We start from the raw sequence: 25,371 nt of genomic DNA on the forward strand, positions 1-25,371 counted from the left end.
CGCCGACGGAGACTACGAGAGGAACGATCGGAGGAGCACGCCGAGGCCGACAGCCAAAGCGACTGATTCGACGATGTGGACCTGCGTGAGCGTCAGGGCGGTGAGTTGGTAGAGGAAGCCTTCGAGCAGGACGCCGACCGTGATGCAGCCGAAGCCGATCGTGGCGTCGCGGAGGTAGCCGGCTCCTTCCCGTCGATACGCACGGAAGCTGATCGCCGTCGTCGCGAGCCCTAAGAGGAGCAGGAGGATGCGAACACCGACCAGCGTGAGCCCCCAAAAGTCGGTCATCGATCGTCACCCCCGTCCGCGCCGGCAGGCATCTGACCGTACAGCGAATACAGGATGACGAGCATGCCGATCGCCACGAGCGCCGTCTGGATGGACCCAGCGAGAAAGATCGACAGGCCCACGACGTCGAACAGGATCCCCTCGACGACCGAGCCGACGCTGATGAAGAGGAAGCCGACCGCGACGTACCGCATCGGCTCGCTGCCGTACGTTCGATACCCCCGGTACGCCTGGTAGGTGATCAACAGCCCGAGGCCCACGGTGACGAGCTTCGCGACGACGAGTTCGAGGTGCATACTCACTGCCCCCGGTGCCCCCGGATGTCTTCCCAGATGCGCGAGAACCGCCGCGCCGCGTCTTCGTGGACGTGCATATCGACCTCGATGGTTCCGTCGTCGATGTCGATATCGACGTGATCGACGTTCGCGCGGTAGGCGCTGCGGTGGCTCCCGTCCGATGCGATCCGCGTCTGTTCGACGAGTAGGTCCTGGTCGGTCATCTCTTCCACCCGGCGGTAGATCGTAGAGAGGGCCACGTCGCACTCCTCGCTGAGCTCCTTGGCCGACAGCGTCTCGCGGCTCGTCGCCGCCAGGATCTGCCGGACCCGCTCCTTGCCGAGGAGCGTGAGCAACTCCGCGGCGTCGTCTCCCTCCACTGTATCCCCCGTGGGGGAGGCTTTCGCCGAGAGTACTTAATTACTGGAGGGTTTTGCGTCTCGCGCCAAACAGCGTCGGCCCCTATTATCCGAGCCGACGTATCGACAGGTGTGAGGTAACCGACGATGACCGACCAATCCCTGTGGACACGGCGACGGATGCTTCGGTTGACCAGCAGCGCGGCTGCCGTCGGCCTCGCGGGCTGTTCGGGCGCCGGCGGCGGGAGCGGCGCGACCACGACGGAGGACCACACCGAAGACGCGAGCCATAGCACGACAGAAAGCGGGAGCGGACATCACGGCGAGGAGACGGAACACCACGGCGAAGAGACCGAGCACCACGAGGAGGAGACGGGACACAGCGGCGACAGCCACAACCACGAGACGGGCGTCGGCGAACCGACGAAGTCGGCGACCGTCAAGATGCTGACCCAGGACGGGAGCTACCACTTCGCGCCGCACGTGGTCTGGGTCACCGTCGGCGGGACCGTCACGTGGACGAACGAGAGTGGGAGCCACTCCACGATCGCCTACCACCCAGACAACGGTCAGCCGCAGCTCGTTCCGGACGGGTCCGTCGCCTGGGACAGCGGGCTCCTCACGGAGCAGGGCGCGACCTTCGAACACACGTTCGAGACGGAAGGAGTGTATCACTACTACTGTGGCCCCCACGAATCGCTCGGGATGATCGGCTCAGTCATCGTCGGCGAGCCCGATCCCCACGAGCAACCGGCGCTCCAGGAGCCGCCGGCAGACAAGCCGGAGGCGGTCCGCAAGAAGCTCTCCGAGCTCAACGCGATGGTCAACGAGGCGCTCGGGCACACGCACTGATTCCGTGTCGCGGTTTTTTACTGGAGCTCGCTGGCACGCGGAGTGGCGAGCGCCGCGAAAAGGGACGGCGGTCGGTATGAGACGCCCCCGAAGCGCCGTTGTCACTCGTCTTCGGTGGTGGCCACGCCGTCGCCGACGTGAAAAGACAACATTCAATCGAGATGCGTACTCAAGACGCCTATGGTATCAGTCGGCGACGAGGCCCCGGATTTCACCGCACCGCTCGCAGACGGCGACATCGGCTCGTTCACGCTCTCGGACCACCTCGACGAGGCGCCAGTCGTGCTCGCGTTCTTCCCCGCGGCGTTCACGGGGACCTGCACGACCGAAATGTGTACGTTCCGCGATCAGATGGCGAACTTCGAGGACGTCGGCGCGACGGTCTACGGGATCAGCATCGACACCCCCTTCACGCTCAACGAGTTCCGCGACCAGAACGACCTGAACTTCGGGCTCGTCAGCGACACCAACCGCGAGATCATCGACGCCTACGACGTCTCGATGGACTTCGCCGACCTCGGCGTCCGCGACGTCGCAAAGCGCGCCGTGTTCGTCGTCGACGGATCGGGAACGGTCACCTACGCGTGGGTCAGCGACGACCCCGGCGTCGAGCCCGACTACGACGCGGTCGCCGCGGCGGCCGAAGAGGCGAGCGCGTAGGCCACGACCGCCGCGACCGGCGGACCCGCAGGTACTTGGCGATCGGTCGGCTACCCGGTGGTATGGCCGAATCGACGCCGAGCGTCGGACACGAGTACGACCCCGAGGCGGACCACAACTTCCCGGACGAGCGGCTCAACGCGATCCTCCCGGACCTCCTCTCGGACCCCGAGATCGAGACGTACCTGGAGGCCCAGAACGTCAACGCGGTCACGAGGAAGGGCTACAACGACCACGGGACGAAGCACATCGAGATCGTCCGCAACCGCGCGCTGAACCTCTATGACCTGCTGAAGGGCGGCGACGTCGCGTTCAACGGCGCCGCGGACCAGGGCCTCGACGAGGCCGACGAGGCGGTGATCGTCGCGCTGGCGGCGACGCTCCACGACATCGGCCACGTCGTCCACCGCGACGAGCACGCGTACTACTCGATCCCGCTGGCCTCGGACGTCCTCGACCGGATCCTCGCCGGCTTCGACTTCTACGACGTCCGCGACGCGGTCCGGGTCAAATCGGAGGTCCTCCACGCGATCCTCTGTCACCACACCGAAGAGGACCCGTTGACGACCGAGGCGGGCGTCATCCGCGTCGCCGACGCCCTCGATATGGAGCGCGGCCGCTCGCGGATCCCCTACGAGAAGGGCGGGCGTGGCATCAACACCCTCTCCAGTCAGGCGATCGAGAACGTCACCCTCAAGCCCGGGGACGGCCGACCCGTGCTGGTCGAGATCGAGATGATAAACGCCGCCGGCGTGTATCAGGTCGACAACCTCCTGAAGGCGAAACTCCACAACTCGGGGCTGGAGAAACACGTCCGCATCGTCGCGGTCAACACGAAGGTCGAGGCCGACGACCAGCTCGTCGAGCGGATCGAGCTGTAGATCGAAGAACGGCCCCAGACCGGAAGCGGGCGCTCAGTCGTCCGCGGGCGCGACCTCGTCGAGGCCCGCGACGGTGAGTTCGCCGCCGAGCGTCCGGTTCGGGTAGGGGATGTCGATGCCCTCCTCGTCGAAGCGCTCTTTCACCGTCTGGACGTACTCCGCGCGGGTCTTCACGAAGTCCGCGCGGCTCGGATTGTCGATCCAGATGCGCGATTTGAGCGTGACAGAGGAGTCGCCGAGTTCGGTCAGGCGGACGGTCGGGGCGGGGTCTTCGAGGATCTCCTCGTGGTTTTCGGCCTCCTCGACGATGATCTCGGTGGCCCGCTCGACGTCGTCGTCGTAGCCGATCCCGAAGGGAACCTGCAGGCGGAGCTTGTCCTTCGCGACGGGGTTTTTGATCACGCCGTCGGTCAGCGCCGAGTTTGGGACGGTGAGCAGTTCGTTGTCGAAGGTCCGGACGCGCGAGACCCGGAAGCTGATGTCCTCGACGATGCCGGAGTTGCCGTCCCACTCGATCCAGTCGCCGATCCTGAACGGCTTGTCGGTGTAAATGAAGATGCCCGCGACGAAGTTCTTGAGGACGTCCTGCATCGCGAAGCCGATCGCGAGCGTGGCCGCGGCCGCGACGGTCGCGAGCGACTGCAGGAGGTCGCCGTAGCCCGCGGCGCCGAAGGCGATGGTGACCGCGACGAAGCCGAGCACGACGACCACGAGCCGCCGGATCGGCTTCTTGGCGTGGGGTTCGAGGTCGCGGGAGTTCATCACCCGGTCCGCAAGCGGGAGCAGGACGCTCCGGCCGACGTAGAACAGGACGAGGAAGACCGCCAGGAACGCGATTGCCTGGCCGGCCAGGCCCGCAACCGCGTCAGGGAGGCCGAGATCGGCGAGGAACCGCGCGATCGACCCGCTCAGGCCGACGCCGACCTGGAGGACGGCGCCGCTCATTTGTGGAGCACCCCCGTGTTACCGCGCGTCTCGACGACCTCCGCGTCGGTCCGGTCTGCGAGCTCCGCGGCGAGCTCCTCGACGGTCGTCCCGCCGCGGGCCGCCCGGAGGAACTTCACCTTGACCAGGTCGCGGTCGGCCAACTGGTCTGCGGCCTCGTCGACGACCGGATCGATGCCCCCCTTGCCGACCCAGACGGTGACGTCCAGATCGTGCGCCGCCTTCCGCAACTCCTGTTCGTCCATATCGGCCCCATATGAGGGGGCTCGGTTTGAAACTTAAGTCTTCAAGCGCCGCTGAAAAAAGCCTACTGGCACTCACGCTTCCCGCCGCGGGCGATTCCTGTGACGACGCTCGGCGGGGGAGCGAACGCGACCGGCCTCAGTTCTCGTACGGGTAGCGCTTCGTCGCGCCGCAGGCGAGACATCGCACGACGACGCGGCCCGACTGGAGGCGGACGCGCGCGGTCGCGCCGGGCCGGAGGTACGCGTCGCAGTCGTCGCAGGCGAACCGCCGGAAGCGCCGCGGCAGGCCGGTCCGGTGCCGCTCGGCGATCCGGCGGGCCAGCCGAACGTACTCTCGCGCGCGGTCGACGTCGCCGTCGGCGGTGGCCTCGCGCGCGAGGTCGTGGAGTCGGTCGATCCGCTCGGCTGGGATGCCCATACCCGGATGTGCGGGCGAGCGGAAAAAGAGGTTCCGAGTTGCGGACCGGAGCCGGTATTACAATATTGGAACTACCACACAATATTAGTTCGTCGGGACCAAACGAGGCGTATGCGCATCGTATTCGCCACCGACCTCTCGGACGCGAGCGAGGCCGCGGTCCGCTCGCGCACCTGCCTGGACTGCCTGGACAACATCGGCGTCACCGAGGTCCACCTCGTCACGGTCGTCCCGGACAACGTGACGAGCGGGCTGCCGGGGATGGACGCGGCGTCGGACGCGCGGACGGCGTTACAGGCGCAGCGCGAGGTGTTCGAGTCCGCGGGCTTCGACGTCGAGACGCACGTCGCGCGGGGGACGCCGCACCGACGCATCGACGGCTTCGCCGACCGGCTCGACGCCGATATGGTCGTCGTCGGATCGCGCGGGGAGAGCCCGCTGGAGAACCGGTTCGTCGGGAGCACGACGCGGAACGTCGCGCGGACGGCCACCCGCCCCCTGCTCGTCGAGCGGATCGCGCCGCCGGAGGCCGATCAGGCCGTCGTGAAAGAGCACCTCTTCGAGCACGTCCTCGTGCCGACGGACTTCTCGGAGAACGCCCGCGACGCCTTCGAGTACCTCCCGACGCTCCGGGGCGCCGCGCAGGCGGTCGGCCTCCTGCACGTGCGGAACCGCGACACCGAATCGACGGACGCCCGGTCGCAACTCGAGGATCTCGCCCGCGAGGTCGAGCGGGAACTGGACATCGACGCCGGGATCAACGTCCGCGAGGGCGACCCCGTCGAGGAGATCATAGCCGAGGAGGTGCGCGTCGGCGCGACGACCACGCTGCTCGGCACGCGGGGGCAGAGTCGGCTCCGCCGACTCCTCCTCGGGAGCGTCTCCGAGTCGGTCGTCGCCCGGGGGAACAACAACGTGCTCCTCGTCCCGCCCGCGGCCGCGCGGCAACGCTGAACGGCGTCCGGCGCCGCTCGGCGGCCGCCGCCGGGACAGACAGTATAAATGACCCCGCGGCGAAGCCACGGTAGACGTGGCACTCCGCGCGCTCAACTACCTCGAACTCGAATCTCACCTCGACCGGAGCGGGATCGGAACGGCCACAGACCAGCAGCGCGCCGCGCTCGCCCGCACGGACGTCGAGGTGGTGACCTCGCCGTGGCGCGGCGGCGACCCCCTCGCCGGGCTCCGGTCGACCGTCCGGGGCCGCGGCCTCTTCCGCGAGTACGACGTCGCCCACTGCAACCTCGTCGGCCCGGGCTCGCTCGCCGTCGCGCGGCACGCAAAGCGGAACGGGATCCCGCTGATCCTCCACACGCACGTCACGCGCGAGGACTTCGCGGAGTCCTTCCGCGGGTCGACGACGATTGCGCCCGCGCTCGGCCGCTACCTGAAGTGGTTCTACTCGCAGGCGGACCTCGTGCTCTGTCCCTCCGCGTACACGAAGCGCGTGCTCGAATCGTACCCCGTCGACGCGCCGATCCGCCCCATCACGAACGGCGTCGACGTCGACGCCTTGGGAGGGCACGAGGACCTCCGCGCGGAGTACCGCGAGCGCTACGACCTGGAGGGGACGGTCGTCTTCCTCGTCGGCAACGTCTTCGAGCGGAAGGGCCTCTCGACGTTCTGCGAGGTCGCGCAGGAGACCCCCTACGACTTCGCGTGGTTCGGCCCCTACGACACCGGCCCGCACGCCTCGAAGGCGGTCAAGCGCTGGACGTCGAACCCCCCGGAGAACGTCACCTTCACCGGCTGGATCGACGACGTCCGCGGCGCGTACGGCGCGGGCGACGTCTACCTCTTCCCGACGAAGAACGAGAATCAGGGGATCGCCGTCCTCGAAGCGATGGCCTGCGGGAAGGCGGTCGTCCTCCGGGACATCCCGGTGTTCGAGGAGTTCTACACCCACGGCCACGACTGCCTGAAGTGCGAGACCGAAGCGGAGTTCCGCGAGGCGGTCGAGCGGCTCGCCGAGGACCCGGATCTCAGGGAGCGGCTCGGCGAGAACGCCCGCGAGACCGCGATGGAGCACAGCCTCGACCGCGTCGGCGAGCGGTTGGCCGCGACGTACCGGGAGGTCGTCGACGCGAAGCGGGCGGGGCGGGCGGTCGACGTCGACGTCGACGTCGGCGAGGCGGAAATCGAGACCGAAAGCGAGAGCGGCGAGTAGCCCCGCTCGGCCGCTCGCATACGGATCCGCAACTGTTTACCCCCGCGTCCGTGAATCGCCGCCGATGAGTCCCCCCTCGGTCGCCGTCTTCACCGACACCTACCTGCCGACGGTGAACGGCGTCTCCTACACCATCCGGACGTGGCGCGACCGCTGGCGGAACCGCGGCGGCCGGATGCCGGTCGTCTACCCCGGGAGCGACGCGTACGACCCCGACGACGGCGAACACCCCGTGGGGAGCCTCCCGTTCCCGATGTACGAGGGGTTCCGCCTGGGATCGCCGCGGATTCCGAAGGCCGTCGGCGACGTCGACGTCGTCCACGCCCACACGCCCTTTGCGGTCGGCCTCGGCGGGGTCCGCCTCGCGCGCCGGAACGACCTCCCGCTCGTGACCTCCTACCACACGCCGACCGCGGAGTACGCCGACTACCTCACCTCCCGCCCGCGCGTCGAGCGCGGCATCGAGCGGATCGCCCAGCGGTACGAGCGGTGGTTCCTCGCCCGCTCGGACGCGGTCGTCTTCCCGAGCGAGGCCGCGAAGGAGCGGGCGCTCGCCGACGCCGACGCCGACGTCCCCGCGGCGGTGGTCTCGAACGGCGTCGACACCGACTTCTTCGCGCCGGTCGATCCGGCGGGAGTCGAGGCGTTCCGCGAGCGCCACGACCTCCCGTCGGGGCCGCTCGTCGGCTACACCGGCCGGCACGGCTACGAGAAGAACGTGGGTGAGTTCCTGCGCGCGGCCGGCGGCCTGGACGCGACTGTCGTCGTCGGCGGCGACGGGCCCGCGCGCGAGGAGTGGGAGGCGCTCGCGGCCGACCTCGACGTCGACGCCCGGTTCCTCGGATTCCTCCCGCGCGAGGATCTCCCCGCCTTCTACTCGGCCCTGGACGCCTTCGTCTTCCCGAGCCCCGTCGAGACCCAGGGGCTCGTCGCCCTGGAGGCGAACGCCTGCGGGACGCCCGTCGTCGCCGTCGACGCCGGCGCGCTCTCGAACACCGTCGACGACGGCGTCACGGGCTACCACTACGACCACGGAGACCTCGCGGGCTGTCGGGACGCGATCGGGCGCGTCCTCGACGAGGGCGAGTCGCTGTCGGAGTCGTGTCTCGCCCGACGCGACGAACTGAGCGTCGAACACGCGGTCGATCAGCTCGCGGCCCTCTACGAGCGGCTTCTCGGAGAAAATCGCGGGGCGCCCGGGGCGCGCGAGACGCGGGCGTAGTCGGTCTCAGTCGTCGAGGTCTTCGACGGCCTGGGCGATCCGCTGGAGCTGGCGGGTCGCATCGCGGACCTCGTCGCGGAGCTGACGGACCTCGCGGACGAGCTCCTCGTTGCCCGCGGAGTCGCTCTCCTCGCCGCGGCCGCCGTGGCCGCCGCCGCCCATCCCGGGCGGGCCGCCGCCCATCCCGCCGGGTCCGCCGCCGCCCATCATCCCGCTCATCATCTGCGCGAAGGGGTTGCCGCCGGCGCCGCCGGGACCGCCGCCGCCCATCATCTCCTCGGGGTCGGGGCGCTCGCCCTCCTCGCGTTCCTCGGCGCGTCGCTCGCGGATCTCCTCGACGCGCTCGCGGAAGGACTTCTCCTCGGCGTCGTCGCCGTCGGGCGCTTCGTCGGTGTCGTTGTCGACAGCGGAATCGTCTGGTTCGTCCGACATACGCCGGGATACAGCCTCGCCCCGCAAATGGCTGTTGGTCGGGGCCGTGACGGCGGTCGGACGTCCGGGGCGGGCGGCCGAGGGACGCGGCCGCGACCCGGAGGAGAGAGCGAGCTATCGAAAAGCGGTCACGCGAGCGCGTCTTCGGCGTCGTCCTTGTTCGGTTGGGTCATCTGCTCGATCACGTCGTGGAGGGTGACGTCGTTGACGAGGATGACGTCGCCGACGGCGCGGACCCAGCGGTACGGGAGGATGACGCCCTTCTGCCCGCTCACGAGATCGGCGAAGAGTTCGTCGTTGAGCTGTGTGAGGGCCAGCCCGGTCACCGCCTGCCGGTCTTCGAGGTCCAGGCGGACGTCGGCGACCTCGCCCACGAAGACGCCTTCGTTCGAGTACACCTCGCGGCCGACGAGCGTCGTGATCTTCTCGGGTGTCTCGTCCATATGCCGGCAGTCGGGAGCGTTCGTCTTAATAGTTCGCAGGCGCGGCGCGCCGAACCGGGCGCTGACGGCCGAAGAGACAGACGCGCGTCAGACGTCCCGACCGCGGCGCCTACCCGCGGCCGAACTCGTCTTCGGTGACGCGGACGACGACCGTCTCCGAGACGGGCCGGAGGTCGTACTCGGGGACGGTCCCGTCGGGCCGGCGGGTGACGTACATCGGCTCGACGAGCGCGCCGTCCTCGACGCCGTAGACCGCGAGCAGGTCGCCCGTCTCCGCGGGGTCGGCGTCGCCGTCGCGGACCTGCGTCGCGAGCGAGCGGCTCAGCCACTCCTCGGTCGAGACGCTCGGCTCGCGGACGAGCGCGAGGTCGACGAAGCGGACGAGATACCAGTTCAGGTCGTTGTACAGCGACACCGCCGCGCCGAGGCTCACCGTGTCGACCGCCAGGGAGTTCTCGAAGGGCGCGTGCCGCTCGTAGGTCGAGAGCGCCTCGCGGGCGGTCTCCCGCGAGAGGAGTTCGTACTGGACGTCGACGTCGTCGGCGCCGACGAGACAGACGCGGGTCATCGGGCCGGTCGCCCCCGGCTCGAACGGGGGCAGTCGCGGGGCGGTCTACGGGCGAGCGGCGACGGGGCGTCGGTCATAGTCGGTCGTCCTGCGGCGGCGCGCGGATCGTCTCCGGGTTCCGCTGGGGCTCATAAATCGATTGCGGTGCGAGAGACGGACAAAAGAGCGCGCAGGTCAGTCGTCGCCGAGCCACGCGGTCGCGCAGGCCTCGTCGCAGAAGGAGAGCAGGCGGCGCTCCCGCGTGAGTTTCGAGCCGTTGCCGGGGGTGCGTTCGCGGTCGAGTTCGACCTGGTAGTGGGGGCCGAGCAGATCGACGGCGTCGCCGCACAGCGGGCACGTCTCGGTCGTTTCGTTCCAGTCGCGGCGCTCGACCACCTGGCGGACGGTCCACTCGGGGTCGGACGCCGACGGGGAGGGCCGGCACGTCTTTGACATCGACAGATTCGTACGGCCTCTACGTATGTAAACCCATTTTTGCCCGGTTATTCACACAAATGCTGTATGTGATTAATTTTCATACGGCTATCGTCATATATTCACACAATAAGGTGTGCCGCGCGTTCACAGGGGTCCAACGTCCGCGTCGCGACCCGCCTCGCGGGCGAGATCGAGGAGTCCGTCGGGCTCCGCGGCGACGACGGCGTCGAGCGTCGCGTTCGTCTCCGGGTGGGAGGGTGCGACCCGGTCGCAGCCTACGGGAAGCGTCGCGTCCGTGTACGTGCCGAGATCGCGCACTTCGGCGACGATGTCCGGCTTGTCGGCCGTGAGAAGCGGCCGGTGGACGGGAAGCGAGACGGCCGCATCGGTGACCGCGAGGTTCGCGCCCGTCTGGCTCGACTTCTGGCCGAGGGCCTCGCCGGTCGCGACGCTGTGGGCGTCCGCGCGGTCGGCGACGGCCTCGGCGGCGGCGAGCATCGCGCGCCGGAGCGAGAGCATCCGCGTGGACGTGGTACCCTCGACGACGCGCTCGACGACCGGCTCGCCGTCGACGATCCGCGGCCGGAGGTCCGCCCGGGGCGCGCGCTCGGCGACCGTCCGGACCACCTCCAGGGCCCGCGCCCGGTGGTCGGAGCCGCCGTAGTCGCCGAGGTCGACGTAGACGGGGATCGTCTCGCAGCCGCGGCGGAGCAGGCGCCACATCGCCACCGGGGAGTCGAGGCCGCCGCTGACGAGGACCGCGACGCGGCCCTGCGAGCCCACCGGGAGGCCGCCGGGGCCGTCGACCCGCTCGACAGAGACGAACGCCTCCGCCTCGCGTACCTCGATCCGGTAGGTCCGGTCGGGATCGTCGAGGTCGACGCGCGCCCCCGACGCCGCACCGACCGCGTCGCCGGCGGCGACCTTGATCTCCCGGGAGGAGAAGTCGTGGGCGTCGTCGGGGCCGATCCGGTCGCTGTCGACCGCGTAGGTCCGGTCGGGGGAGTGGTCCGCGGCGAGGCGGCGCGCGGCGTCGCAGATCGCCTCCAGGTCGGCGTCGACCGCGACCGACGGGCGCGCGAAGGCGACGCCCGGCAGTCTCGCGGCGGCGCGGGCGGCGTCCACCGGGCGATCCGTGCTGACGACGAGCCGGGACCACGGGCGCTCGACGGTCGCGTCGATTCCGGCGTCGGCGAGCGCCGCCTCGACGTCGCGGGCGACGCGCTCTGCCATCTTCGCGCGGACCGCGCTGCTCTTGGCCCCGAAGTCGCCGTACCCCACGAGCACCGCGTTCGTCGCGCTCACGGTCGGCGTTCGTCGCGGGGAGGTATCAGGGTCTCGGTGCGGCAGCGCGGCTCAGAACGTCGACAGCTCCCCGTCGATCACGCGGCGGGTGACGTCGGAGACGTTCGCCAGGCGGTCGTCGACGATGGCACGGATCTCGGGTTCGAGCGCGTCGAGGTCGGCGTCGGGTTCGGTGACGACCTTCGCGTCGGCGACGTGGGGCTGGTCGATCGGGCGGCCGATCTGGGAGAGCAGGCGGACCTGGAGGTCGCGGATGCCGTCGACCTCGTCGACGACGGTCTCGGCGATGTCGGTCGAGAGGAGGTTGTAGATCTTGCCGATGTGGTTGACGGGGTTCTTCCCGGAGGTCGCCTCCATACTCATCGGGCGGTTCGGCGTGATCAGGCCGTTGGCGCGGTTGCCGCGGCCGACGGAGCCGTCGTCGCCCATCTCGGCGCTGGTGCCGGTGACGGTCAGGTAGACCGAGCCCTCATCGTAGTCATCGGCGGTGTTGACGTCGACGGCGACCTCGCGGTCTGTCAGGTCGCGGGCGACCGCGGCGGCGTGCTCGCGGACGCTCTCTACGGCGTCGTCGTACTCATCGAGGTCGTCAAGGTACGCGTCGACCATCGCCGCGGCGACGGTGATGTCGACGTGGTCGCCCTCGCGCTTGCCCATCACCTTCACGTCGGGGCCGAGTTCGGGGTGGTCCGCGGCGTAGGGGCCGTTGAGCTCCCGTTCGACGGAGCGGACGATCTCCTCGGTCTCGGTGAGCGGCGCGTGGCCGACGCCGAAGGAGGTGTCGTTCGACATCGGGACCTCGGCGCCCTCCTCGCCGAAGACCTCCTGGAGGTCGCCCGAGCCCTCGCCGAGGCGCACGTCGACGATCACGTCGGTGCCGACCTCCAGTTCGGGGATGTGCTCGTTCAGGTAGTCGCGGGCGGCCGCGAGCGCGGTCGAGTCGACGGGGAGCCGCTTGCCGTCGTAGGACTTCGTCGCGCGCCCGACGATCAGGATGTAGATCGGCTCGACGATCTCGCCGCCGCCGTACTGTGGGGCGGACTCGCCGGCGACCAGCTGCGTCTCGTCGGTGTTGTAGTGGAGCACCTTGCCGACGCGATCCAGGTAGAGGTTCGAGAGCGCCCGCGAGACGCTCTCGGCGATGCCGTCGCAGATGGAGTCGGGATGGCCGATGCCCTTCCGCTCGACGATCTCGACCGTCTGGTCCTCGACGGCCGTTCGGTCCGCCGCCTCGATAGAGATGTTCCGCTCGCTCATTGCCACGGGCTTCGACCCGCCCGGATCTATAACTTGCGGAAACCTTCGCTGGTCGGAATATTACCCCGGAGAATGTCGTTGGTGCGCGTCGGATCCGAGATTATCCCTCGTCGAGCAGCAGCCCCAGATAGGAGGTCCGGATCTGGTCGTCGGGGTCGAGACCGAGCCGCCCGAGGACGTCGAACGCGCCCTCCCTGACCGCGTCGACCTCTCCCTCGCGCTCGGCTTCGGCCTCCACCTCGACGAACTCGCCGAGGTCCGCGACGCGGTCGAGGGTGACGGTGTAGCCGTCCACCTCGAAGAACGTCCGGTGCTTCTCGACGACCGCCGCGGGCTCGAAGCCGAGGCCCTCGAAGACACCTCGCGCGGCGTCGGCGTCGTCGACGCCCGTCTCGTGTTCCTCGCGGGTCTTCGAGTCGGCGTCGACGAGCGGGCCCTTGTACGTGACTTTGGTCTCCGCGCTCGCGTCTGCGTCCGCTTCCCCGTCCGCCGCGGAGTCGGCGGGTCGTTCCTCCCGGACCCGCAGCGCCTCGTCCGTCTCGGCGAAGTCGCGGTGCGGCGCGTCGTAGTAGGTGTCCACCTGGGTCACGCCGCCGACGCGCTCGGCGCCCGCGTCGTCGAGCGCCGGGCGGACGGCGTCGTGGGCGGCCCGCAGTTTGACCTCGACCTCGTACATACCGGCGGGTCGAGCGGAACCGCCAAAAGCCGTCCGCTTCGGGGCCGAGATGGTCGATATCGACGGACGGCGAATTCTGGGCGTCTCGGGGCCGAAACGTGATTCTTAAGGGTCACACGGGAGATGATCAGCGTATGAGTGACGAACAGCAGGCGGACGCCGCCGAATCGCAGGCAGACGCCGACGCTCCCGCCGAAGGGGGAGACGTCGAGGAGGACGTCGCGGACGTCCCCGAGGACGCCATCCAGGAGGACGACTTCGTCCGTCTGGCCTACACGCTCCGAACGAAGGACGACGGCACCGTCGTCGACACCACCGACGAGGAGACCGCCGAGGAGGCCGACATCGACACCGAGGAGTACGACTTCGAGCCCCGCGTGATCGTGGTCGGCGCCGGCCACGTCTTCGAGAGCGTCGACGACGCGCTCGTCGGCGGCGAAGTGGGCGACACCGGCACCGTCGATATCCCCGCCGCCGAGGCGTTCGGCGAGTACGACGACGAGCAGGTCCGCACCGTCAGCGCCAACAAGATCGACGAGGACGACCGCTACCCCGGCGCCCAGGTCCAGATCGACGGCGACCAGGGCCAGGTCATCACGATGGTCGGCGGCCGCGCCCGCGTCGACTTCAATCACCCGCTCGCGGGCGAGGACCTCGAATACGAGTACGAGATCCTCGAGATCGTCGACGACCGCGAGGAGCAGGCCGCGAGCATGCTGGAGATGTACCTCCAGCAGGCCCCCGAGGTCTGGATCGAGACCGACACGGTCGAAGAAGAGCAGGTCGTCGAGCCCGACGAGGACGAGGCGGACGCCGAAGACGACGACGGCGAGCTCGAAACCGAGACCGTCGAGGTCGAAAAGGAGACGCTGTACATCGAGGCCACGCCGCAGATGACGATGAATCAGCAGTGGATGTTCTCCAAGCAGCAGATCGCCCAGGACGTGATGGACCGGCTCGACCTCGATCGGGTCATCGTCCAGGAGACCATCGACGGGATGGGCGGAATGATGGGCGGCCTCGGCGGGATGATGGGCGGCGCCGGCGGCCCCGGCGGCGCGGCTCCCGAGGACATCGAAGAGGCGATCGAGGACGTCGACGTCGACGCCGACGAACTCGCCGAAGAGCTCGAAGACGTCGACATCGACGAGTAACGCGTCGCAGACGCTTTTTTCGAGATTCGACACGACAAGCGAGGATCTAGATGGCCGACGACACCGCCGACGCGGACGACACCGCCGACCTCCCCGAGGAGGCGCTCGCCGGCGCGCAGGACCTGCGGGTCGCGGCCGTCGCCGCGGCCTGTACGATCGCGCTGACGCTCGGGCTCCGGTACGGCCTGGGTCGGGAGATCCCCTTCGTCTGGCGGCTGGTCCCGCTCGGCCCCTACTTCCTCTCGCTCTTCACGAGCCGGCTCGACCTCGGCGGCCTCGACACCCCGCGGACCTGGTCTGCGCTGACGGTCGCCGTCACGCTCGTCGCGTTCGCGTACTTCGGCTTCGTCGGGTGACGGAGTACGTCGCCGAGGGGAAGAGGAAGGAAAAGGAAGCTCAGGCGATGTCCCGGCTCGTGTCGACCGCGACGCGCTCGCTGAGCTGGAGCTTGATCGTCTCGGTCGGCGGAGTGCCGCCGCGGAACTTCGGGATCGCGAGGCGGTTCTCGATCTCCGAGCCCTCGACGTCGATGCGGAGATCGAACACGACGTCGGCCATGTGCTCCGTGTAGCCGCGGTTCGCCGGCTCCTCGTCGCGCTTCATCCCGTGGAGGACGGCCAGCCCGCCGGTGTTGACCATATGCGTCTGGAGTTCGTTGAGGAACTGCCGGTAGCGCGCGGGCTCGGGCTCTTCGAGCGCGTCGACGACGTCGATGACGAGGTTCGCGCCCTCCGGGAGGTCACGGACGAAGCGGTTCGCCGTGTCCAGCGGCGCGTTGCCGCCGACGTCGCGGATCGTCGGGTCGCCGACGTGGCCCGGCATCCGATCGAGGGCGTCGCGGACGGCCTGGTCCGAGCGGATCGTCGTGAGATACAGCGTCGCGCGGACCGCGGTCAGTTCGTAGAGGAACAGCTCCGACTGGCTGGCGGGGTCCGCCGCGAGGAGCACGATGCTCCCCGGCGGGATCCCCCCGTCGAGTTGGCGATCGAGGACGCTGACGCCGGTCGAGAGCCGTGATGCCACAGCGGGGGTATGGAGGCGACGGGCTTAGGCTTTCTGTCGATCCGGGAGGGAGCGGGCGAGACCGTCGTACGCGCGGCTGACGGCCGGGGATTCGAGCGGCGTCGCCGCGGGCGGCACCGTCGCGAGCACGGGACAGCCGAGCAGGTCGGCGACGCCGGGCGGCTCGATGCGGGCGCGGACCAGCACGGCGCCGGCGACGCGAGTGCCGAGCGCGCGGGCCATCGCCGCCGTCTTCGCGGCGTCGCGCAGCGCCATCACGCAGGGCGTGGCGACGAGGAGGACCGCGTCCGCGACCCGGAGCGGTACGGCGGCGTCGGGGCCGGCGCCCGCGGGGCAGTCGACGAGCACGTGACCGCCGAAGTCGGCCAGGCGTCGGAGCCGGCTCCCGATGCCGTCGGGGGCGTTCCGCGGCGCCGGCCGGATCAGCGTCTCCCGGCCGTCGGGGTCCGGATGGCCGGGGCTTCCGCCGGGCGGGTCCCGCGGGACGCCGGCGAGCGAGTGGAGATTCGGGAGGTCGCAGTCGGCGTCGACAGCGAGGGCGGGGCCGTCGAGGGCCCGGGCCAGCCCGAGCGTCGTGGTCGTCTTCCCGCTTCCTCCCTTCCCGCCGGCGATCGCGAGCATACCGCTCCTGGTCCCGGTCTCGTATATGAACCCTCGGCGGGCGCCGCGAGAAACGGACGGGCGGGCGACAGCCGGTCAGTCGTGACAGCAGCCGCCGGCCTCGCCGCCGAAGTCGACGTCGAGGGGCGCGGAGATGGCCTCGTTGACGGCCTCCAGGCGGTCCTGGAGTTCCTCCTGGGCGTCGACGTACTCCGCCATCTTCGGCATCGCGTGGAGCTCCTCCTGGGCCTCCTGGACCTTCCGGAGGGACTCCTCGCTCGCCTGGCCCACCTGTCGGGCCTGCATGTACTGATCGCGGAGCTCGCGGAACTCCGAGATCTGCGCCTGGACCTCGTCGTCGGCCTCGACTGCCGCCTTCGCTTCCTCGAACGCCTGGTACTCCGGCGTCTCGGCGATGGCGTCGCCGAGTTCCCGACCGAGCTCTTCGAGCTTGTCCGTCTGGACGCTCATACCCGCACCTGAGGGCGCGGCGCGTTTCAAGCTACCGGACGGCGCGGCCGCGGCCGGGGCTCGCCCCGGGTCGGGGAGGCGACCGAACCGGACGTTCACGGTCGTTTTCCTCCGATTTCGGAACCGCCGAGGTTATTGGCGTCGGCGGGCTACGGCGGTGCAATGAGCCAGGACGCCGCCACCGAGGGAGACCTCCGGAACACCGGGATGTCGCTGAAGCACGACCGGGAGTGGGACTACGAGCTCGACCGCATCGTCGAGGAGATCGAAGAGCGCGACGCCAGCCGCGTCGGGTTGCAGTTCCCCGAGGGGCTGAAGCGCCGCGGCCCGGCCGTCGCCGACGACCTCCGGGAACTGTGCGACGACGACGTGACGTTCATGCTGTCGGGCCAGCCCTGCTACGGGGCCTGCGACCTCGACACCTACCTGATGCGCCGCACCGACGTCTTCGTCCACTTCGGCCACTCCCCGATGAAGGAGTCGGACAAGATCATCTACGTCCCCCTCTTCTCGAACGTCGACCCGTTCCCGATCCTCGAAGAGGCCGTCGACGAACTCCCCGACGAGGAGGTCGGCCTCGTCACGACCGCCCAGCACATGAACCGCTTCGACGAGATGGTCGCGTGGCTCGAAGAGCGCGGCTACGACGTCCACACCCGTCGCGGCGACGACCGCCTGACCTACGAGGGCCAGGTGCTCGGCTGCAACTACGCGTCGGCCGACATCGACGCCGACCAGGTGCTCTACGTCGGCGGCGGGAAGTTCCACCCGCTCGGCCTCGCGATGGAGCACCCCGAAAAGAAGGTGCTGATCGCCGACCCCGTCAACAACGTCGTGACCGTCGCCGACACGGAGAAGTTCATGAAGCAGCGCTACGGCGCGGTCCACCGCGCGATGGACGCCGAGAAGTGGGGCGTCATCTTCTGCACGAAGATCGGCCAGGGCCGGATGGAGATCGCCGAGGAGATCATCGAGGACAACGACGACGCCTACCTCATCACGATGGACGAGGTGACGCCCGACCGACTGCGGAACTTCGATATGGACGCCTTCGTCAACACGGGCTGTCCGCGGATCACGACCGACGACGGCCCGCAGTTCCACAAGCCGATGCTGACGCCCGGCGAGTACCGGATCGCCGTCGGCGACGAGCCGCTCGATTCGCTCTCGTTCGACACCTTCCACGGCACCTGGTAGTTACTCCGCGCGCGCCTCGCGCTCGACGTACACCACCGCTTCCTCGGCCGTCTCGACGGCCTCGACGTGTGCGGCCTCGTGAGTGCCGATGCCGGCGGTCGGCCGGTCGTAGACCGACGCGAAGCCCAGTTCCGAGAGCGTCCCTCCCCCGCCGTCGACAGCGACGACCGCGTCGCCGTTCATCACCACGAGGGGGTTCCGCGCGTGGCCCAGCCCGGTCGCGATCGCCTCGTCGACGTACTCGTTCGCGTCCGCGCGGCGGTCCGTGGGGAGGATGCCGATCGTGTGGCCGCCCGCGTCGGCGGCGCCGCGGCAGACGGCCTCCATCACGCCGCCGAGGCCGCCGCAGACGACCGTGTGGCCGCGCTGGGCGAGGACCCGGCCGAGGCTCTCCGCCGTTTCCGCCTCGCTCGCGTCGATGCTGCTCCCGCCGATGACGCTGACTCGCATACCCGGTGGTGTGCGGCGTCGGCGGTAGTGGTTTCGGCTCCGATCGCAGAGCGCCGCAGACCGGTCTACGATCGGACCTCGATCGACTCGACCTCGGCGACGACCGGGAGGGTCGTCACGTCGTCGCTCGGCCCGCAGCCGTCGCGGGGGTGTGCGCGCAGGGGCTCGACCGCGTCCGCGCCCACGACCGGGCTCCGCGTCTCCAGGACGTAGGCGCTGTGGGCGTCGTCGTCGCCGAGCGGGACGAGGTGGAGGATCCGCCGGTCGACGATCCCGTCGATGTCGACGTCCTTCTGCCGCGCGTCGACCGTCTCCTCGCGGACCGCGGCCACGCGGGTGACGACCGGCGACGCGAAGTCGACCCCGCCGACCGTCGCGCCCTCGGTCGCCAGCGTGAGCCGTACTTCGTCGCCCTCGGTCGCCTCGGCGACCCGATCGAAGACCGCTGAATCGGCCGTCATCAGCGGGGCTTAGGACGGGGCCGTCAAGAAGGCTCGCACGCGCGGGTGGGCGTCGTGGTCACTCCCCGCCGTCGATCGGCGTCCCGTCCGCCCGCTTCGGCCCCTCGGAGTCGTACACGACGACGCCGTCGGCGTCGACCGGCGCGTAGTTGTCGCGGACGCCGATCGCCTCTTCGAGTTCGCGGACCGCGCGCTCCTTCAGCGCCGCGGCCAGCTCCTCGGCGTCCGCGCGGGAGATGTCGCGGCCGAGCCCCTCGCACTCGTGGCCGCGGACCATCCCCTCCTCGTCGACGGCCTCGCCCATCGGCTGGCTCGTGCCGCCGAGCGCGACGCTGAAGGGGTAGGTCCGGCAGATGAGCGGTCGGTCGGGGTGGATCCGGCAGGCGCCCTCGGTCTCTCCCTCCTCGTAGAACGCGCAGTCGCCGCAGGCGTCCGTCTGGAGCGCCCACTCGAACGTCTCGCCCCCGGCGCTTCCGTCGCCCTCGGGGAGCCCGTACGGCATCGGTCGGGCGACGTCGCGCCAGTCGTAGGCGTCGACGTCGTCGGTCTCGTCGTCGCCGTCGTCGGTCTGGTCGCCGCCGTCATCGGCCTCGGCTGCCGCCTCCTGAATCCCTCGGATCTCGTCGGGGAACACGGTCGCCGTGTGCGGCTCGGTCTCGCCGTTTTCGTCCGCGTGGCCCTTGCAGCACGCGCCGCAGCGCGTACACTCGAAGCCGATGGACTCGATGGCGTCCGCGAGGTCCGACACCGACAGCTCGCGGGCGCGGTCGAGCTCCGCTTCCAGGGAGGGGGCCTCGCTCACGTCTCTGTGTCCCGGCGACGCGAACAAAACGCTCCCGGTCGGGGGCGGGGAAATAGGCGGGAGTCGCGGGCGACGTCACCGCGTCGCGACCGTCTCGGCGTCGCGGTCGAAGTCGACGCGGCGCTCCGTCGCGAGCTTCTCCAGGTGGGCGACGACGGTCCGCCGCGCGAGGTCGCGGACGCCCGTGAGGTTCGCGTCGTAGGCCGCATCGAGCACCGCGTCGACGTCGCCGGCGCCCGCGCGGACCGCATCGAAGACCCGTCGCTCCCGGTCGAGACGGTGGCGGTAGAGGCGTTCGCACGCGGTGCGGGGCTCCTCGATCACGGGCCCGTGACCGGGGAACAGCCGCGGCGGGTCGCGGGCGATGAGGCGGCGGAGCGCGACCAGATACGCGCGGAGGTCGCCCTCGGGCGCCGCGACGGCGACGCTGCCCTCGGCGGTCGCAACGTCGCCACAGAGGACTCCCCGATCGGTCTCGAAGGCGACGTGGTCCGGGGCGTGGCCGGGGACGTCGAGCACGGAGGCGCCCGTCGGAAGGTCGGTGCCCTCGACGAAGGTCCGGTCGGGCTCTATGCCCGTCGCCTCGACGAAGCGGTCCTCGCGACCCCGGCGGCACCAGACCGTCGCGTCCGTCTCGGCGGCGTAGTGGGCGACGGCGCCGACGTGATCGGGATGCGCGTGCGTGACCGCGAGATGTTCGATCGAGGCGTCGGCGACGGCGGCGTCGAGGTCGTCGCTGCGCGCCGGCGGATCGACGAGGAGGGCCTCGTCGACGAGGTACGCGTTCGTCGAGCCCGTCGGGACCGGGCCCTCGACGGGGACGGCGATGCGGCGGACCGTAGCGCGATCGGGAGACGAGGGCGTCACGAGCGGCGTATAGAGGAAAAACGAGAGCTTCGAGAGCTACGTGTTGAGGTAGTAGACCTGCTTGCGGGCGTCCTTGAAGCTGTAACGCGAGCCGACGATCTCCGCCTCTTCGAGGCGGTTGAGGGCGTAGCGGACCGTGCGGTCGGGGAGGAGCGACTCCTCGGCCAGCTGGCCCTGCGAGAGCGGCGCGTCGCTTTCGAGGACTTTCGCTACGAGCTTCGCGCTCGGGGGAAGCTCGCGGAGGCGATCGCGGTACTCCGACTCCGAGAGAAGGTCGTCACCGTCGAGGTCTGCGGTACTGGTGCTCATATATACCTGGTGGCGTCTATTCGTGGTAAAGGTTGGCTACAAGTGTGTGAATACACTCGGTATAGATTATACACATATAAGGTTTCGACGCCGGCATAGTTTGACGGGCGGGGGCCCGCGTCCAGCCCGATCGGCCCGCGCGCCGTCCGTCGGCGGGAGGGACGGCGCGCATCCAGTACGGTTTTAGTCCGCGAGCGTGGACGGGTAGGTAGCGTGAAAGGAAAGGAGTGGTACCAGGCCGACGACGTCGCCGAAGAGTACGACTCGAAGCGGTTCTCGCGCGGCGGCAGACTCATCGACGACCGCGAGAAGAAGGCCGTACTCGACGCGCTGGCCCCCGTCGAGGGCGAGGACGTCCTGGAGATCGCCTGCGGCACGGGGCGGTTCACGGCGATGCTGGCCGAGCGGGGCGCGGACATCGTCGGCCTCGACATCTCCGAGGCGATGCTGGCCCAGGGCCGCGAGAAGGCCCGGAGCGCCGGCGTCGCCGACCGCATCGAGTTCCTCCGCGGCGACGCCGCCCGGCTCCCGTTCCCCGACGACCACTTCGATGCGGTCTTCGCGATGCGGTTTTTCCACCTGGCCGAGACCCCGGCGAAGTTCATGGCCGAGATGGCCCGCGTCTCGAAGGACGTCGTCTTCTTCGACACCTTCAACGACCGGAGCACGCGCGTGGTCTACAACTGGCTGCTCCCGATGGGCTCGCACCTCTACTCGGCGTCGCAGGTGAACCGCCTCCTGGACGGCGCCGGCCTGCGACTGGTCGACGACCAGCACGACTTCCTGCTCCCGTACGGCTTCTACCGGAAGATCCCGAACGGCGTCGCCCAGGAGTTCCGCGACCTCGACACCTCGCTGGGCGAGGCGACGATCGGCCCGTGGTCGGTCGGCGACGCCCTGGCGTCGGTGTCGTACTGGACGGCGACGGTCGACGACGAGTAGCGCACCGCGGCCGGAACGGCCCGCCTCGGGGCCGCACCGGGCGCTCCGAGGTGCGACATTTAAGTTCTCGTGTCGCAACCGACCGGTATGGAGCTCTCGGTAGTGGTCCCGACCCTCAACGACCGGGACCGCCTCGCGGCCACCCTCGACGTCCTGGCCGCGAACGCCGCCGACGCCGAGGTCGTGGTGGTCAACGGCCCGTCGGCAGACGGGACCACCGGGATGGTCCGCGACCGAGACGACGTCGACGTCCTCGTGGAGGTCTCCGACCGGACGCTGAACGTCTCCCGGAACGCGGGCATCCAAGCCGCCTCGGGCGACGTCGTCGCCTTCCTCCGCAGCGACCTCGCGATCGAGGAGACGTGGGTCGACGCCATCGAGGCCGGCCTGGAGCGAGCGCCGGTCGTGACGGGGCCCGTCCACGAGACCCTGCCCGCGGGGATGACGACAACCCAGCCGGAGGCCCGGCGGATCCGCGGCCGCGACGTGACGTACTTCAACGGCGACAACGTCGCCTTCCGCGCCGACGTCCTGGCGGAGATCGACGGCTTCGACGAGTACCTGGAGACCGGCGGCGCCCGCGACGCCGCCCACCGGCTCGCAGGGCTCGGCCGCGAGGTCACCTGGGCCGCGGACATGTGCGTCCGCACCGAGTACGAGGCCGACGGCGGGACGGACGAGCGGAACATCGGCTGGAAGTACCGCGCGCTCGCCTATCGCCTCGTCAAGAACTACGGGGTCCGCCCGACGATCCTCCGGCGGATCGCCTCCCACGCCGGGGCGGACGCCCTCGCGGCCGCGCGGGACGTCGTTCGCGGCGAGGCCACGCCCACCGGGTGGGTCGGCAACGGCCGCGACGTGATCGTCGGCGTCGCGACCGGCTGGTCGGACGGCCTCGTGGCGCGGGCCCGGGACCGCTCGGACACGCGGAACCCCCACGGCTGCTCGAAGCGCGCGGACCGGGCGGTCGCGAAGTACGACTGGCGCTGAGAGCGGAGACCCGGCCCAATTTCGGCCTGTTTTTCGCCTTTACGACTCGCCGGGCGCGAGCCCCTCGACCACGCGCGAGGCGTTCGCCGAGAAGGCCCGCCGCATCACGTCCTCGGAGACGTCGAGCGTCAGGATCTCCATCACGCCGACGCTCGGGTGGATCTCGGGCGCGCCGCTGCCGAACATCACGCGGTCGGGGTGTTCCAGGAGCGCCCGTTCGAGCACGCTCCGGAAGCGGACCTGGTGCGTGTCCAGGTACAGGTGGTCGTGCTCGCCGAGCAGGTCGATCGCCTCGCGCATCAGGTCCCGGTCGAGCGGGTAGCCGCCGAACCCCGAGAGGACGACGGGGAACTCCCGATCGAGGAGGGTCTCGGCGACGGCGTCCGGCGGGAAGTCGCGGCCGCCGTGGACCACGACCGGGAGGGAGACCTCCTCTAGCTCCGCTAGCGTCTCGTCGTCGGGGAGCCCGTCCGCCGAGGGCGCGAGCGTGAAGCCGTGGAAGCGGTCGTCGTAGGCGTACTGCTCGATGTCGTCGGGGCCGGCGTGGTGCGGTTCGCGCGAGGCGGTGAGGTTGCGCAGGCGCGCCGTGGCGCGGTCGCTCGGGTCGCGCGGGCCGCCGATCCGCGCGAACGCCAGGAAGGGTCGATCGACGCTGAGGCGAGCGACGGCGTTGTTGGCGCGGAGGTATCCCTCGTCGGGGGGGCGGTGTCCGGGCGAGACGACCGCGCGGACGACTCCCGCCTGGTGCAGTTCGCGTTCGAGCGCCTCGGGAGTCGTCTCGCGGCCGCGGGTGGCGACCTCCTCCTCGTCGCCGGGGTCGAGGCGGGCGTGGAGGTCGACGACCCGGAACCCGTGGTTCAGCTCCAGCATCGTCGAACACTGATGCGGCGACCCAAATATACCTTGGCGACCGACGGTCCGGAGCCCAGACAACTAAAATGAGGTACGCGATGTGGTATCTGGGCCGAAGATTGTCCCACTTTTGCGATCTCGCGAGGCTGACGAATCCCAAACGAGGGCCTGACACGCTCTATCCCCCAATTACCGATATCTATATATAGAACCGCTGGCGTCCCTCTCTGTGAGGTTTACATAACTATGTCTACACGAATGCAACCCCTGTACGTCCTTTCCGGGAACAGCGACCGAACGCACGGTGCCGACGCTCAGCGGTCGAACATTCGTGCCGGCAAGGTGGTCGCGAACGCGGTACGGACGACGCTCGGGCCGCGCGGGATGGACAAGATGCTCGTCGATTCGAGCGGCGAGGTCGTGATCACGAACGACGGCGCGACCATCCTGGCGGAGATGGACATCGAGCACCCGGCGGCGCAGATGATCGTCGAGGTGGCCCAGACCCAAGAGGAGGGCGTCAGCGACGGCACGACCACGGCGTCCGTGCTGGCGGGCGAACTGCTGGCCCAGGCCGAGCACCTGCTTGACGACGACCTCCACCCGACGGTGATCGTCGAGGGCTACAACGAGGCCGCGCGGCTGGCCCAGGAGGCCATCGACGAGCAGGTCCTCGACGTGCGACTCGACGACGTGCTCGCGGCGGTCGCGGAGTCCTCGATGACCGGGAAGGGGACCGGCGACGTCACAGCGGACGTGCTCGCGCGCAACGTCGTGAACGCGGTCCGCGCCGTCTACGACGGCGAGGGGCGGTTCGACCCCGACGACGTGCGGATCCTCACCCACGTCGGCGCGTCGTCGTCGGCGACGGAGCTCGTCGAGGGCGTCGTCGTCGACGAGGAGCCGGTCCGCGACGGGATGGCCCGGACGGTCGAGGACGCGACGGTCGCCGTCCTGACGACGAAGCTCGACGTCCGCGAGGGCGAGGGCGACGCCGAGTACCGCATCACGTCGGTCGACCAGCTCGAAGCCGTCATCGACGCCGAGGACGCCGAGCTGGCGGGCTACGCGGAGGCCCTCGACGAGGCCGGCGTCGACGTCGTGTTCTCCACGAAGTCGATCGCCGACCGCGTGGCGGCGCACCTCGAACGGCGCGGCATCGTCGCCTTCGAGAGCCTCAAGACCGGTGACGCGCGGGCCATCGCCCGCGCGACCGGCGCGAAGCAGCTCGGCGACGTCCGCGAGCTCGACGCGGCCGACTTCGGCCACGCCGACCGCGTGTCGGTGGCCGACTTCGGCGCCGACGACCTCACCTTCGTCGAGGGCGGCGACGCCGCCGAGACCGTCACGCTCCTCGTCCGCGGCGGCACCGAGCACGTCGTCGACGAGCTGGAGCGCGCCATCTCCGACGCCGTCGGCGTGACCGTCGCCGCCATCGAGTCCGGGGGCGTCGTCCCCGGCGCCGGCGCGACTGAGATCGCGATCGCAGAGCACGTCCGCGCGGCCGCCAGCGGCGTCCACGGGCGCCAGCAGCTCGCCGTCGAGGCCTTCGCCGACGCGATCGAGGCGCTCCCGCGGACGCTCGCGACGAACGCCGGAATGGACCCGATCGACGCCGTGGTCGAGCTCCGGGCGACGTTCGACCGCGAGGGCGTCGCGGGCGTCATCGCCGTCGGCCGGACCGGCGAGATCGGCGACCCCGTCGCGGCCGAGATCTTCGACCCCGCGGCGGTCAAGCGCGAGGCGGTCACCGCCGCGACCGAGGCGGCGACGATGGTCGTCCGGATCGACGACGTCATCGCCTCGAACTGACGCGCGCCGAACCGACCTCCGACCGGGCGGC

General features: G+C 70.0%; 34 protein-coding genes. 12 read left to right on the top strand and 22 right to left on the bottom strand.

Features of this window, described 5'->3' with window-relative positions:
- Nucleotides 1–12 precede the first annotated feature (12 nt).
- Genes ACQUQ0_RS02460 through ACQUQ0_RS02470 form a run of 3 tightly spaced genes read right to left on the bottom strand, consistent with a single transcriptional unit; the run spans nucleotide 13 to nucleotide 943 of the window.
- Complete coding sequence (locus ACQUQ0_RS02460) at nucleotides 13–288, bottom strand: DUF7521 family protein (RefSeq protein ID WP_435182936.1); 276 nt, start codon at nucleotides 286–288, stop codon at nucleotides 13–15.
- Complete coding sequence (locus tag ACQUQ0_RS02465) at nucleotides 285–584, bottom strand: DUF7521 family protein (protein ID WP_435182937.1); 300 nt, start codon at nucleotides 582–584, stop codon at nucleotides 285–287. The genes ACQUQ0_RS02460 and ACQUQ0_RS02465 overlap by 4 nt, the downstream gene beginning before the upstream one ends.
- Nucleotides 585–586: 2 nt before the next feature.
- Nucleotides 587–943, bottom strand: coding sequence for an ArsR/SmtB family transcription factor (locus ACQUQ0_RS02470; RefSeq protein ID WP_435182938.1), 357 nt, complete (start codon nucleotides 941–943; stop codon nucleotides 587–589).
- Between the two features lie 126 nt (nucleotides 944–1,069).
- Between ACQUQ0_RS02470 and ACQUQ0_RS02475 the strand changes: the two genes are divergently transcribed.
- The 3 genes from ACQUQ0_RS02475 to ACQUQ0_RS02485 all read left to right on the top strand — a co-directional run bounded on the left by ACQUQ0_RS02475 (nucleotide 1,070) and on the right by ACQUQ0_RS02485 (nucleotide 3,315).
- Nucleotides 1,070–1,774: a plastocyanin/azurin family copper-binding protein gene (locus ACQUQ0_RS02475; RefSeq protein ID WP_435182940.1), complete on the top strand. Its 705-nt coding sequence runs from the start codon at nucleotides 1,070–1,072 to the stop codon at nucleotides 1,772–1,774.
- Between the two features lie 180 nt (nucleotides 1,775–1,954).
- Nucleotides 1,955–2,434, top strand: coding sequence for a redoxin domain-containing protein (locus tag ACQUQ0_RS02480; protein ID WP_435182941.1), 480 nt, complete (start codon nucleotides 1,955–1,957; stop codon nucleotides 2,432–2,434).
- A 62-nt stretch (nucleotides 2,435–2,496) separates the two neighbouring features.
- Nucleotides 2,497–3,315: an HD domain-containing protein gene (locus ACQUQ0_RS02485; protein ID WP_435182943.1), complete on the top strand. Its 819-nt coding sequence runs from the start codon at nucleotides 2,497–2,499 to the stop codon at nucleotides 3,313–3,315.
- 33 nt (nucleotides 3,316–3,348) lie between these two features.
- On the opposite strand, the gene ACQUQ0_RS02490 is transcribed toward ACQUQ0_RS02485, so the two are convergent.
- The 3 genes from ACQUQ0_RS02490 to ACQUQ0_RS02500 form a co-directional block, all read right to left on the bottom strand.
- Nucleotides 3,349–4,260, bottom strand: coding sequence for a mechanosensitive ion channel family protein (locus ACQUQ0_RS02490; protein ID WP_435182944.1), 912 nt, complete (start codon nucleotides 4,258–4,260; stop codon nucleotides 3,349–3,351).
- Nucleotides 4,257–4,505, bottom strand: coding sequence for a YhbY family RNA-binding protein (locus tag ACQUQ0_RS02495; RefSeq protein WP_435182946.1), 249 nt, complete (start codon nucleotides 4,503–4,505; stop codon nucleotides 4,257–4,259). The genes ACQUQ0_RS02490 and ACQUQ0_RS02495 overlap by 4 nt, the downstream gene beginning before the upstream one ends.
- Nucleotides 4,506–4,641: 136 nt before the next feature.
- Nucleotides 4,642–4,923, bottom strand: coding sequence for a ribonuclease P protein component 4 (locus tag ACQUQ0_RS02500; protein ID WP_435182947.1), 282 nt, complete (start codon nucleotides 4,921–4,923; stop codon nucleotides 4,642–4,644).
- A 111-nt stretch (nucleotides 4,924–5,034) separates the two neighbouring features.
- Here ACQUQ0_RS02500 and ACQUQ0_RS02505 point away from each other — a divergent pair, with 111 nt between their 5' ends.
- From ACQUQ0_RS02505 to ACQUQ0_RS02515, 3 genes are all read left to right on the top strand, one after another.
- Entirely contained in the window at nucleotides 5,035–5,877 is an 843-nt protein-coding gene (locus ACQUQ0_RS02505) for a universal stress protein (protein ID WP_435182948.1), read from the top strand.
- A 76-nt stretch (nucleotides 5,878–5,953) separates the two neighbouring features.
- A complete protein-coding gene (locus ACQUQ0_RS02510) occupies nucleotides 5,954–7,090 on the top strand; it encodes a glycosyltransferase family 4 protein (RefSeq protein WP_435182949.1) in 1,137 nt (378 codons plus the stop codon).
- Between the two features lie 64 nt (nucleotides 7,091–7,154).
- Nucleotides 7,155–8,312 carry a glycosyltransferase gene (locus ACQUQ0_RS02515; protein WP_435182950.1) on the top strand — a complete coding sequence of 386 codons (1,158 nt, stop codon included), beginning with the start codon at nucleotides 7,155–7,157 and terminating at the stop codon, nucleotides 8,310–8,312.
- Between the two features lie 6 nt (nucleotides 8,313–8,318).
- On the opposite strand, the gene ACQUQ0_RS02520 is transcribed toward ACQUQ0_RS02515, so the two are convergent.
- From ACQUQ0_RS02520 to cyaB, 7 genes are all read right to left on the bottom strand, one after another.
- Complete coding sequence (locus ACQUQ0_RS02520; protein ID WP_435182951.1) at nucleotides 8,319–8,744, bottom strand: hypothetical protein; 426 nt, start codon at nucleotides 8,742–8,744, stop codon at nucleotides 8,319–8,321.
- Between the two features lie 128 nt (nucleotides 8,745–8,872).
- Nucleotides 8,873–9,187: a PRC-barrel domain-containing protein gene (locus ACQUQ0_RS02525; RefSeq protein WP_435182953.1), complete on the bottom strand. Its 315-nt coding sequence runs from the start codon at nucleotides 9,185–9,187 to the stop codon at nucleotides 8,873–8,875.
- Nucleotides 9,188–9,296: 109 nt separating this feature from the next.
- Nucleotides 9,297–9,755, bottom strand: coding sequence for a DUF5804 family protein (locus ACQUQ0_RS02530; RefSeq protein WP_435182954.1), 459 nt, complete (start codon nucleotides 9,753–9,755; stop codon nucleotides 9,297–9,299).
- Nucleotides 9,756–9,929: 174 nt separating this feature from the next.
- Nucleotides 9,930–10,190 carry a hypothetical protein gene (locus ACQUQ0_RS02535; RefSeq protein WP_372388000.1) on the bottom strand — a complete coding sequence of 87 codons (261 nt, stop codon included), beginning with the start codon at nucleotides 10,188–10,190 and terminating at the stop codon, nucleotides 9,930–9,932.
- Nucleotides 10,191–10,316: 126 nt separating this feature from the next.
- Complete coding sequence (locus ACQUQ0_RS02540; RefSeq protein ID WP_435182956.1) at nucleotides 10,317–11,477, bottom strand: tRNA sulfurtransferase; 1,161 nt, start codon at nucleotides 11,475–11,477, stop codon at nucleotides 10,317–10,319.
- A gap of 51 nt (nucleotides 11,478–11,528) precedes the next feature.
- Nucleotides 11,529–12,734 (bottom strand): methionine adenosyltransferase, encoded by a 1,206-nt coding sequence (locus tag ACQUQ0_RS02545; protein ID WP_435182957.1) that lies wholly within the window; start codon nucleotides 12,732–12,734, stop codon nucleotides 11,529–11,531.
- Nucleotides 12,735–12,834: 100 nt separating this feature from the next.
- A complete protein-coding gene (cyaB, locus tag ACQUQ0_RS02550; RefSeq protein ID WP_435182959.1) occupies nucleotides 12,835–13,410 on the bottom strand; it encodes a class IV adenylate cyclase in 576 nt (191 codons plus the stop codon).
- A gap of 134 nt (nucleotides 13,411–13,544) precedes the next feature.
- On the opposite strand from cyaB, the gene ACQUQ0_RS02555 reads away from it, so the two are divergent.
- On the top strand, nucleotides 13,545–14,564 hold the full coding sequence (locus ACQUQ0_RS02555) for an FKBP-type peptidyl-prolyl cis-trans isomerase (protein WP_372387994.1): 1,020 nt from the start codon (nucleotides 13,545–13,547) through the stop codon (nucleotides 14,562–14,564).
- 50 nt (nucleotides 14,565–14,614) lie between these two features.
- On the top strand, nucleotides 14,615–14,920 hold the full coding sequence (locus ACQUQ0_RS02560) for a hypothetical protein (RefSeq protein ID WP_435182961.1): 306 nt from the start codon (nucleotides 14,615–14,617) through the stop codon (nucleotides 14,918–14,920).
- A gap of 40 nt (nucleotides 14,921–14,960) precedes the next feature.
- Here the strand turns inward: ACQUQ0_RS02560 and ACQUQ0_RS02565 are convergent, their stop codons facing one another.
- The 3 genes from ACQUQ0_RS02565 to ACQUQ0_RS02575 form a co-directional block, all read right to left on the bottom strand.
- Nucleotides 14,961–15,587, bottom strand: a complete 627-nt coding sequence (locus ACQUQ0_RS02565; RefSeq protein WP_435182962.1) for an RAD55 family ATPase — start codon at nucleotides 15,585–15,587, stop codon at nucleotides 14,961–14,963.
- Between the two features lie 24 nt (nucleotides 15,588–15,611).
- The gene (locus ACQUQ0_RS02570; RefSeq protein WP_435182963.1) at nucleotides 15,612–16,208 is read right to left on the bottom strand and encodes a MinD/ParA family ATP-binding protein; all 597 of its coding nucleotides are present in this window, start codon (nucleotides 16,206–16,208) and stop codon (nucleotides 15,612–15,614) included.
- A 75-nt stretch (nucleotides 16,209–16,283) separates the two neighbouring features.
- Nucleotides 16,284–16,658 (bottom strand): YlbF family regulator, encoded by a 375-nt coding sequence (locus ACQUQ0_RS02575; RefSeq protein WP_435182964.1) that lies wholly within the window; start codon nucleotides 16,656–16,658, stop codon nucleotides 16,284–16,286.
- A gap of 162 nt (nucleotides 16,659–16,820) precedes the next feature.
- Here ACQUQ0_RS02575 and dph2 point away from each other — a divergent pair, with 162 nt between their 5' ends.
- Complete coding sequence (gene dph2 / locus ACQUQ0_RS02580; RefSeq protein WP_372387984.1) at nucleotides 16,821–17,855, top strand: diphthamide biosynthesis enzyme Dph2; 1,035 nt, start codon at nucleotides 16,821–16,823, stop codon at nucleotides 17,853–17,855.
- On the opposite strand, the gene ACQUQ0_RS02585 is transcribed toward dph2, so the two are convergent.
- The 5 genes from ACQUQ0_RS02585 to ACQUQ0_RS02605 all read right to left on the bottom strand — a co-directional run bounded on the left by ACQUQ0_RS02585 (nucleotide 17,856) and on the right by ACQUQ0_RS02605 (nucleotide 20,744).
- The gene (locus ACQUQ0_RS02585; RefSeq protein WP_435182965.1) at nucleotides 17,856–18,305 is read right to left on the bottom strand and encodes a TIGR00725 family protein; all 450 of its coding nucleotides are present in this window, start codon (nucleotides 18,303–18,305) and stop codon (nucleotides 17,856–17,858) included.
- A gap of 65 nt (nucleotides 18,306–18,370) precedes the next feature.
- A complete protein-coding gene (locus tag ACQUQ0_RS02590; RefSeq protein WP_435182966.1) occupies nucleotides 18,371–18,766 on the bottom strand; it encodes a hypothetical protein in 396 nt (131 codons plus the stop codon).
- Between the two features lie 58 nt (nucleotides 18,767–18,824).
- A complete protein-coding gene (locus tag ACQUQ0_RS02595) occupies nucleotides 18,825–19,568 on the bottom strand; it encodes a YkgJ family cysteine cluster protein (RefSeq protein ID WP_435182967.1) in 744 nt (247 codons plus the stop codon).
- Nucleotides 19,569–19,643: 75 nt separating this feature from the next.
- Nucleotides 19,644–20,435 carry an MBL fold metallo-hydrolase gene (locus ACQUQ0_RS02600; protein ID WP_435182968.1) on the bottom strand — a complete coding sequence of 264 codons (792 nt, stop codon included), beginning with the start codon at nucleotides 20,433–20,435 and terminating at the stop codon, nucleotides 19,644–19,646.
- 36 nt (nucleotides 20,436–20,471) lie between these two features.
- Nucleotides 20,472–20,744, bottom strand: coding sequence for a winged helix-turn-helix domain-containing protein (locus ACQUQ0_RS02605; RefSeq protein ID WP_372387975.1), 273 nt, complete (start codon nucleotides 20,742–20,744; stop codon nucleotides 20,472–20,474).
- A 213-nt stretch (nucleotides 20,745–20,957) separates the two neighbouring features.
- Here ACQUQ0_RS02605 and ACQUQ0_RS02610 point away from each other — a divergent pair, with 213 nt between their 5' ends.
- Both ACQUQ0_RS02610 and ACQUQ0_RS02615 read left to right on the top strand, forming a co-directional pair.
- Complete coding sequence (locus ACQUQ0_RS02610; protein ID WP_435182969.1) at nucleotides 20,958–21,686, top strand: class I SAM-dependent methyltransferase; 729 nt, start codon at nucleotides 20,958–20,960, stop codon at nucleotides 21,684–21,686.
- Nucleotides 21,687–21,773: 87 nt separating this feature from the next.
- Nucleotides 21,774–22,676, top strand: coding sequence for a glycosyltransferase family 2 protein (locus ACQUQ0_RS02615; protein WP_435182971.1), 903 nt, complete (start codon nucleotides 21,774–21,776; stop codon nucleotides 22,674–22,676).
- 39 nt (nucleotides 22,677–22,715) lie between these two features.
- Here ACQUQ0_RS02615 and ACQUQ0_RS02620 read toward each other — a convergent pair whose 3' ends face one another.
- On the bottom strand, nucleotides 22,716–23,546 hold the full coding sequence (locus ACQUQ0_RS02620) for an amidohydrolase family protein (protein WP_435182972.1): 831 nt from the start codon (nucleotides 23,544–23,546) through the stop codon (nucleotides 22,716–22,718).
- A 228-nt stretch (nucleotides 23,547–23,774) separates the two neighbouring features.
- Between ACQUQ0_RS02620 and thsA the strand changes: the two genes are divergently transcribed.
- A complete protein-coding gene (thsA, locus tag ACQUQ0_RS02625; protein WP_435182973.1) occupies nucleotides 23,775–25,340 on the top strand; it encodes a thermosome subunit alpha in 1,566 nt (521 codons plus the stop codon).
- The last annotated feature ends 31 nt before the right edge of the window (nucleotides 25,341–25,371 follow it).

The sequence above is a fragment of the Halobellus sp. EA9 genome, assembly GCF_051195055.1.
GTDB lineage: Archaea > Halobacteriota > Halobacteria > Halobacteriales > Haloferacaceae > Haloquadratum > Haloquadratum rubicundus.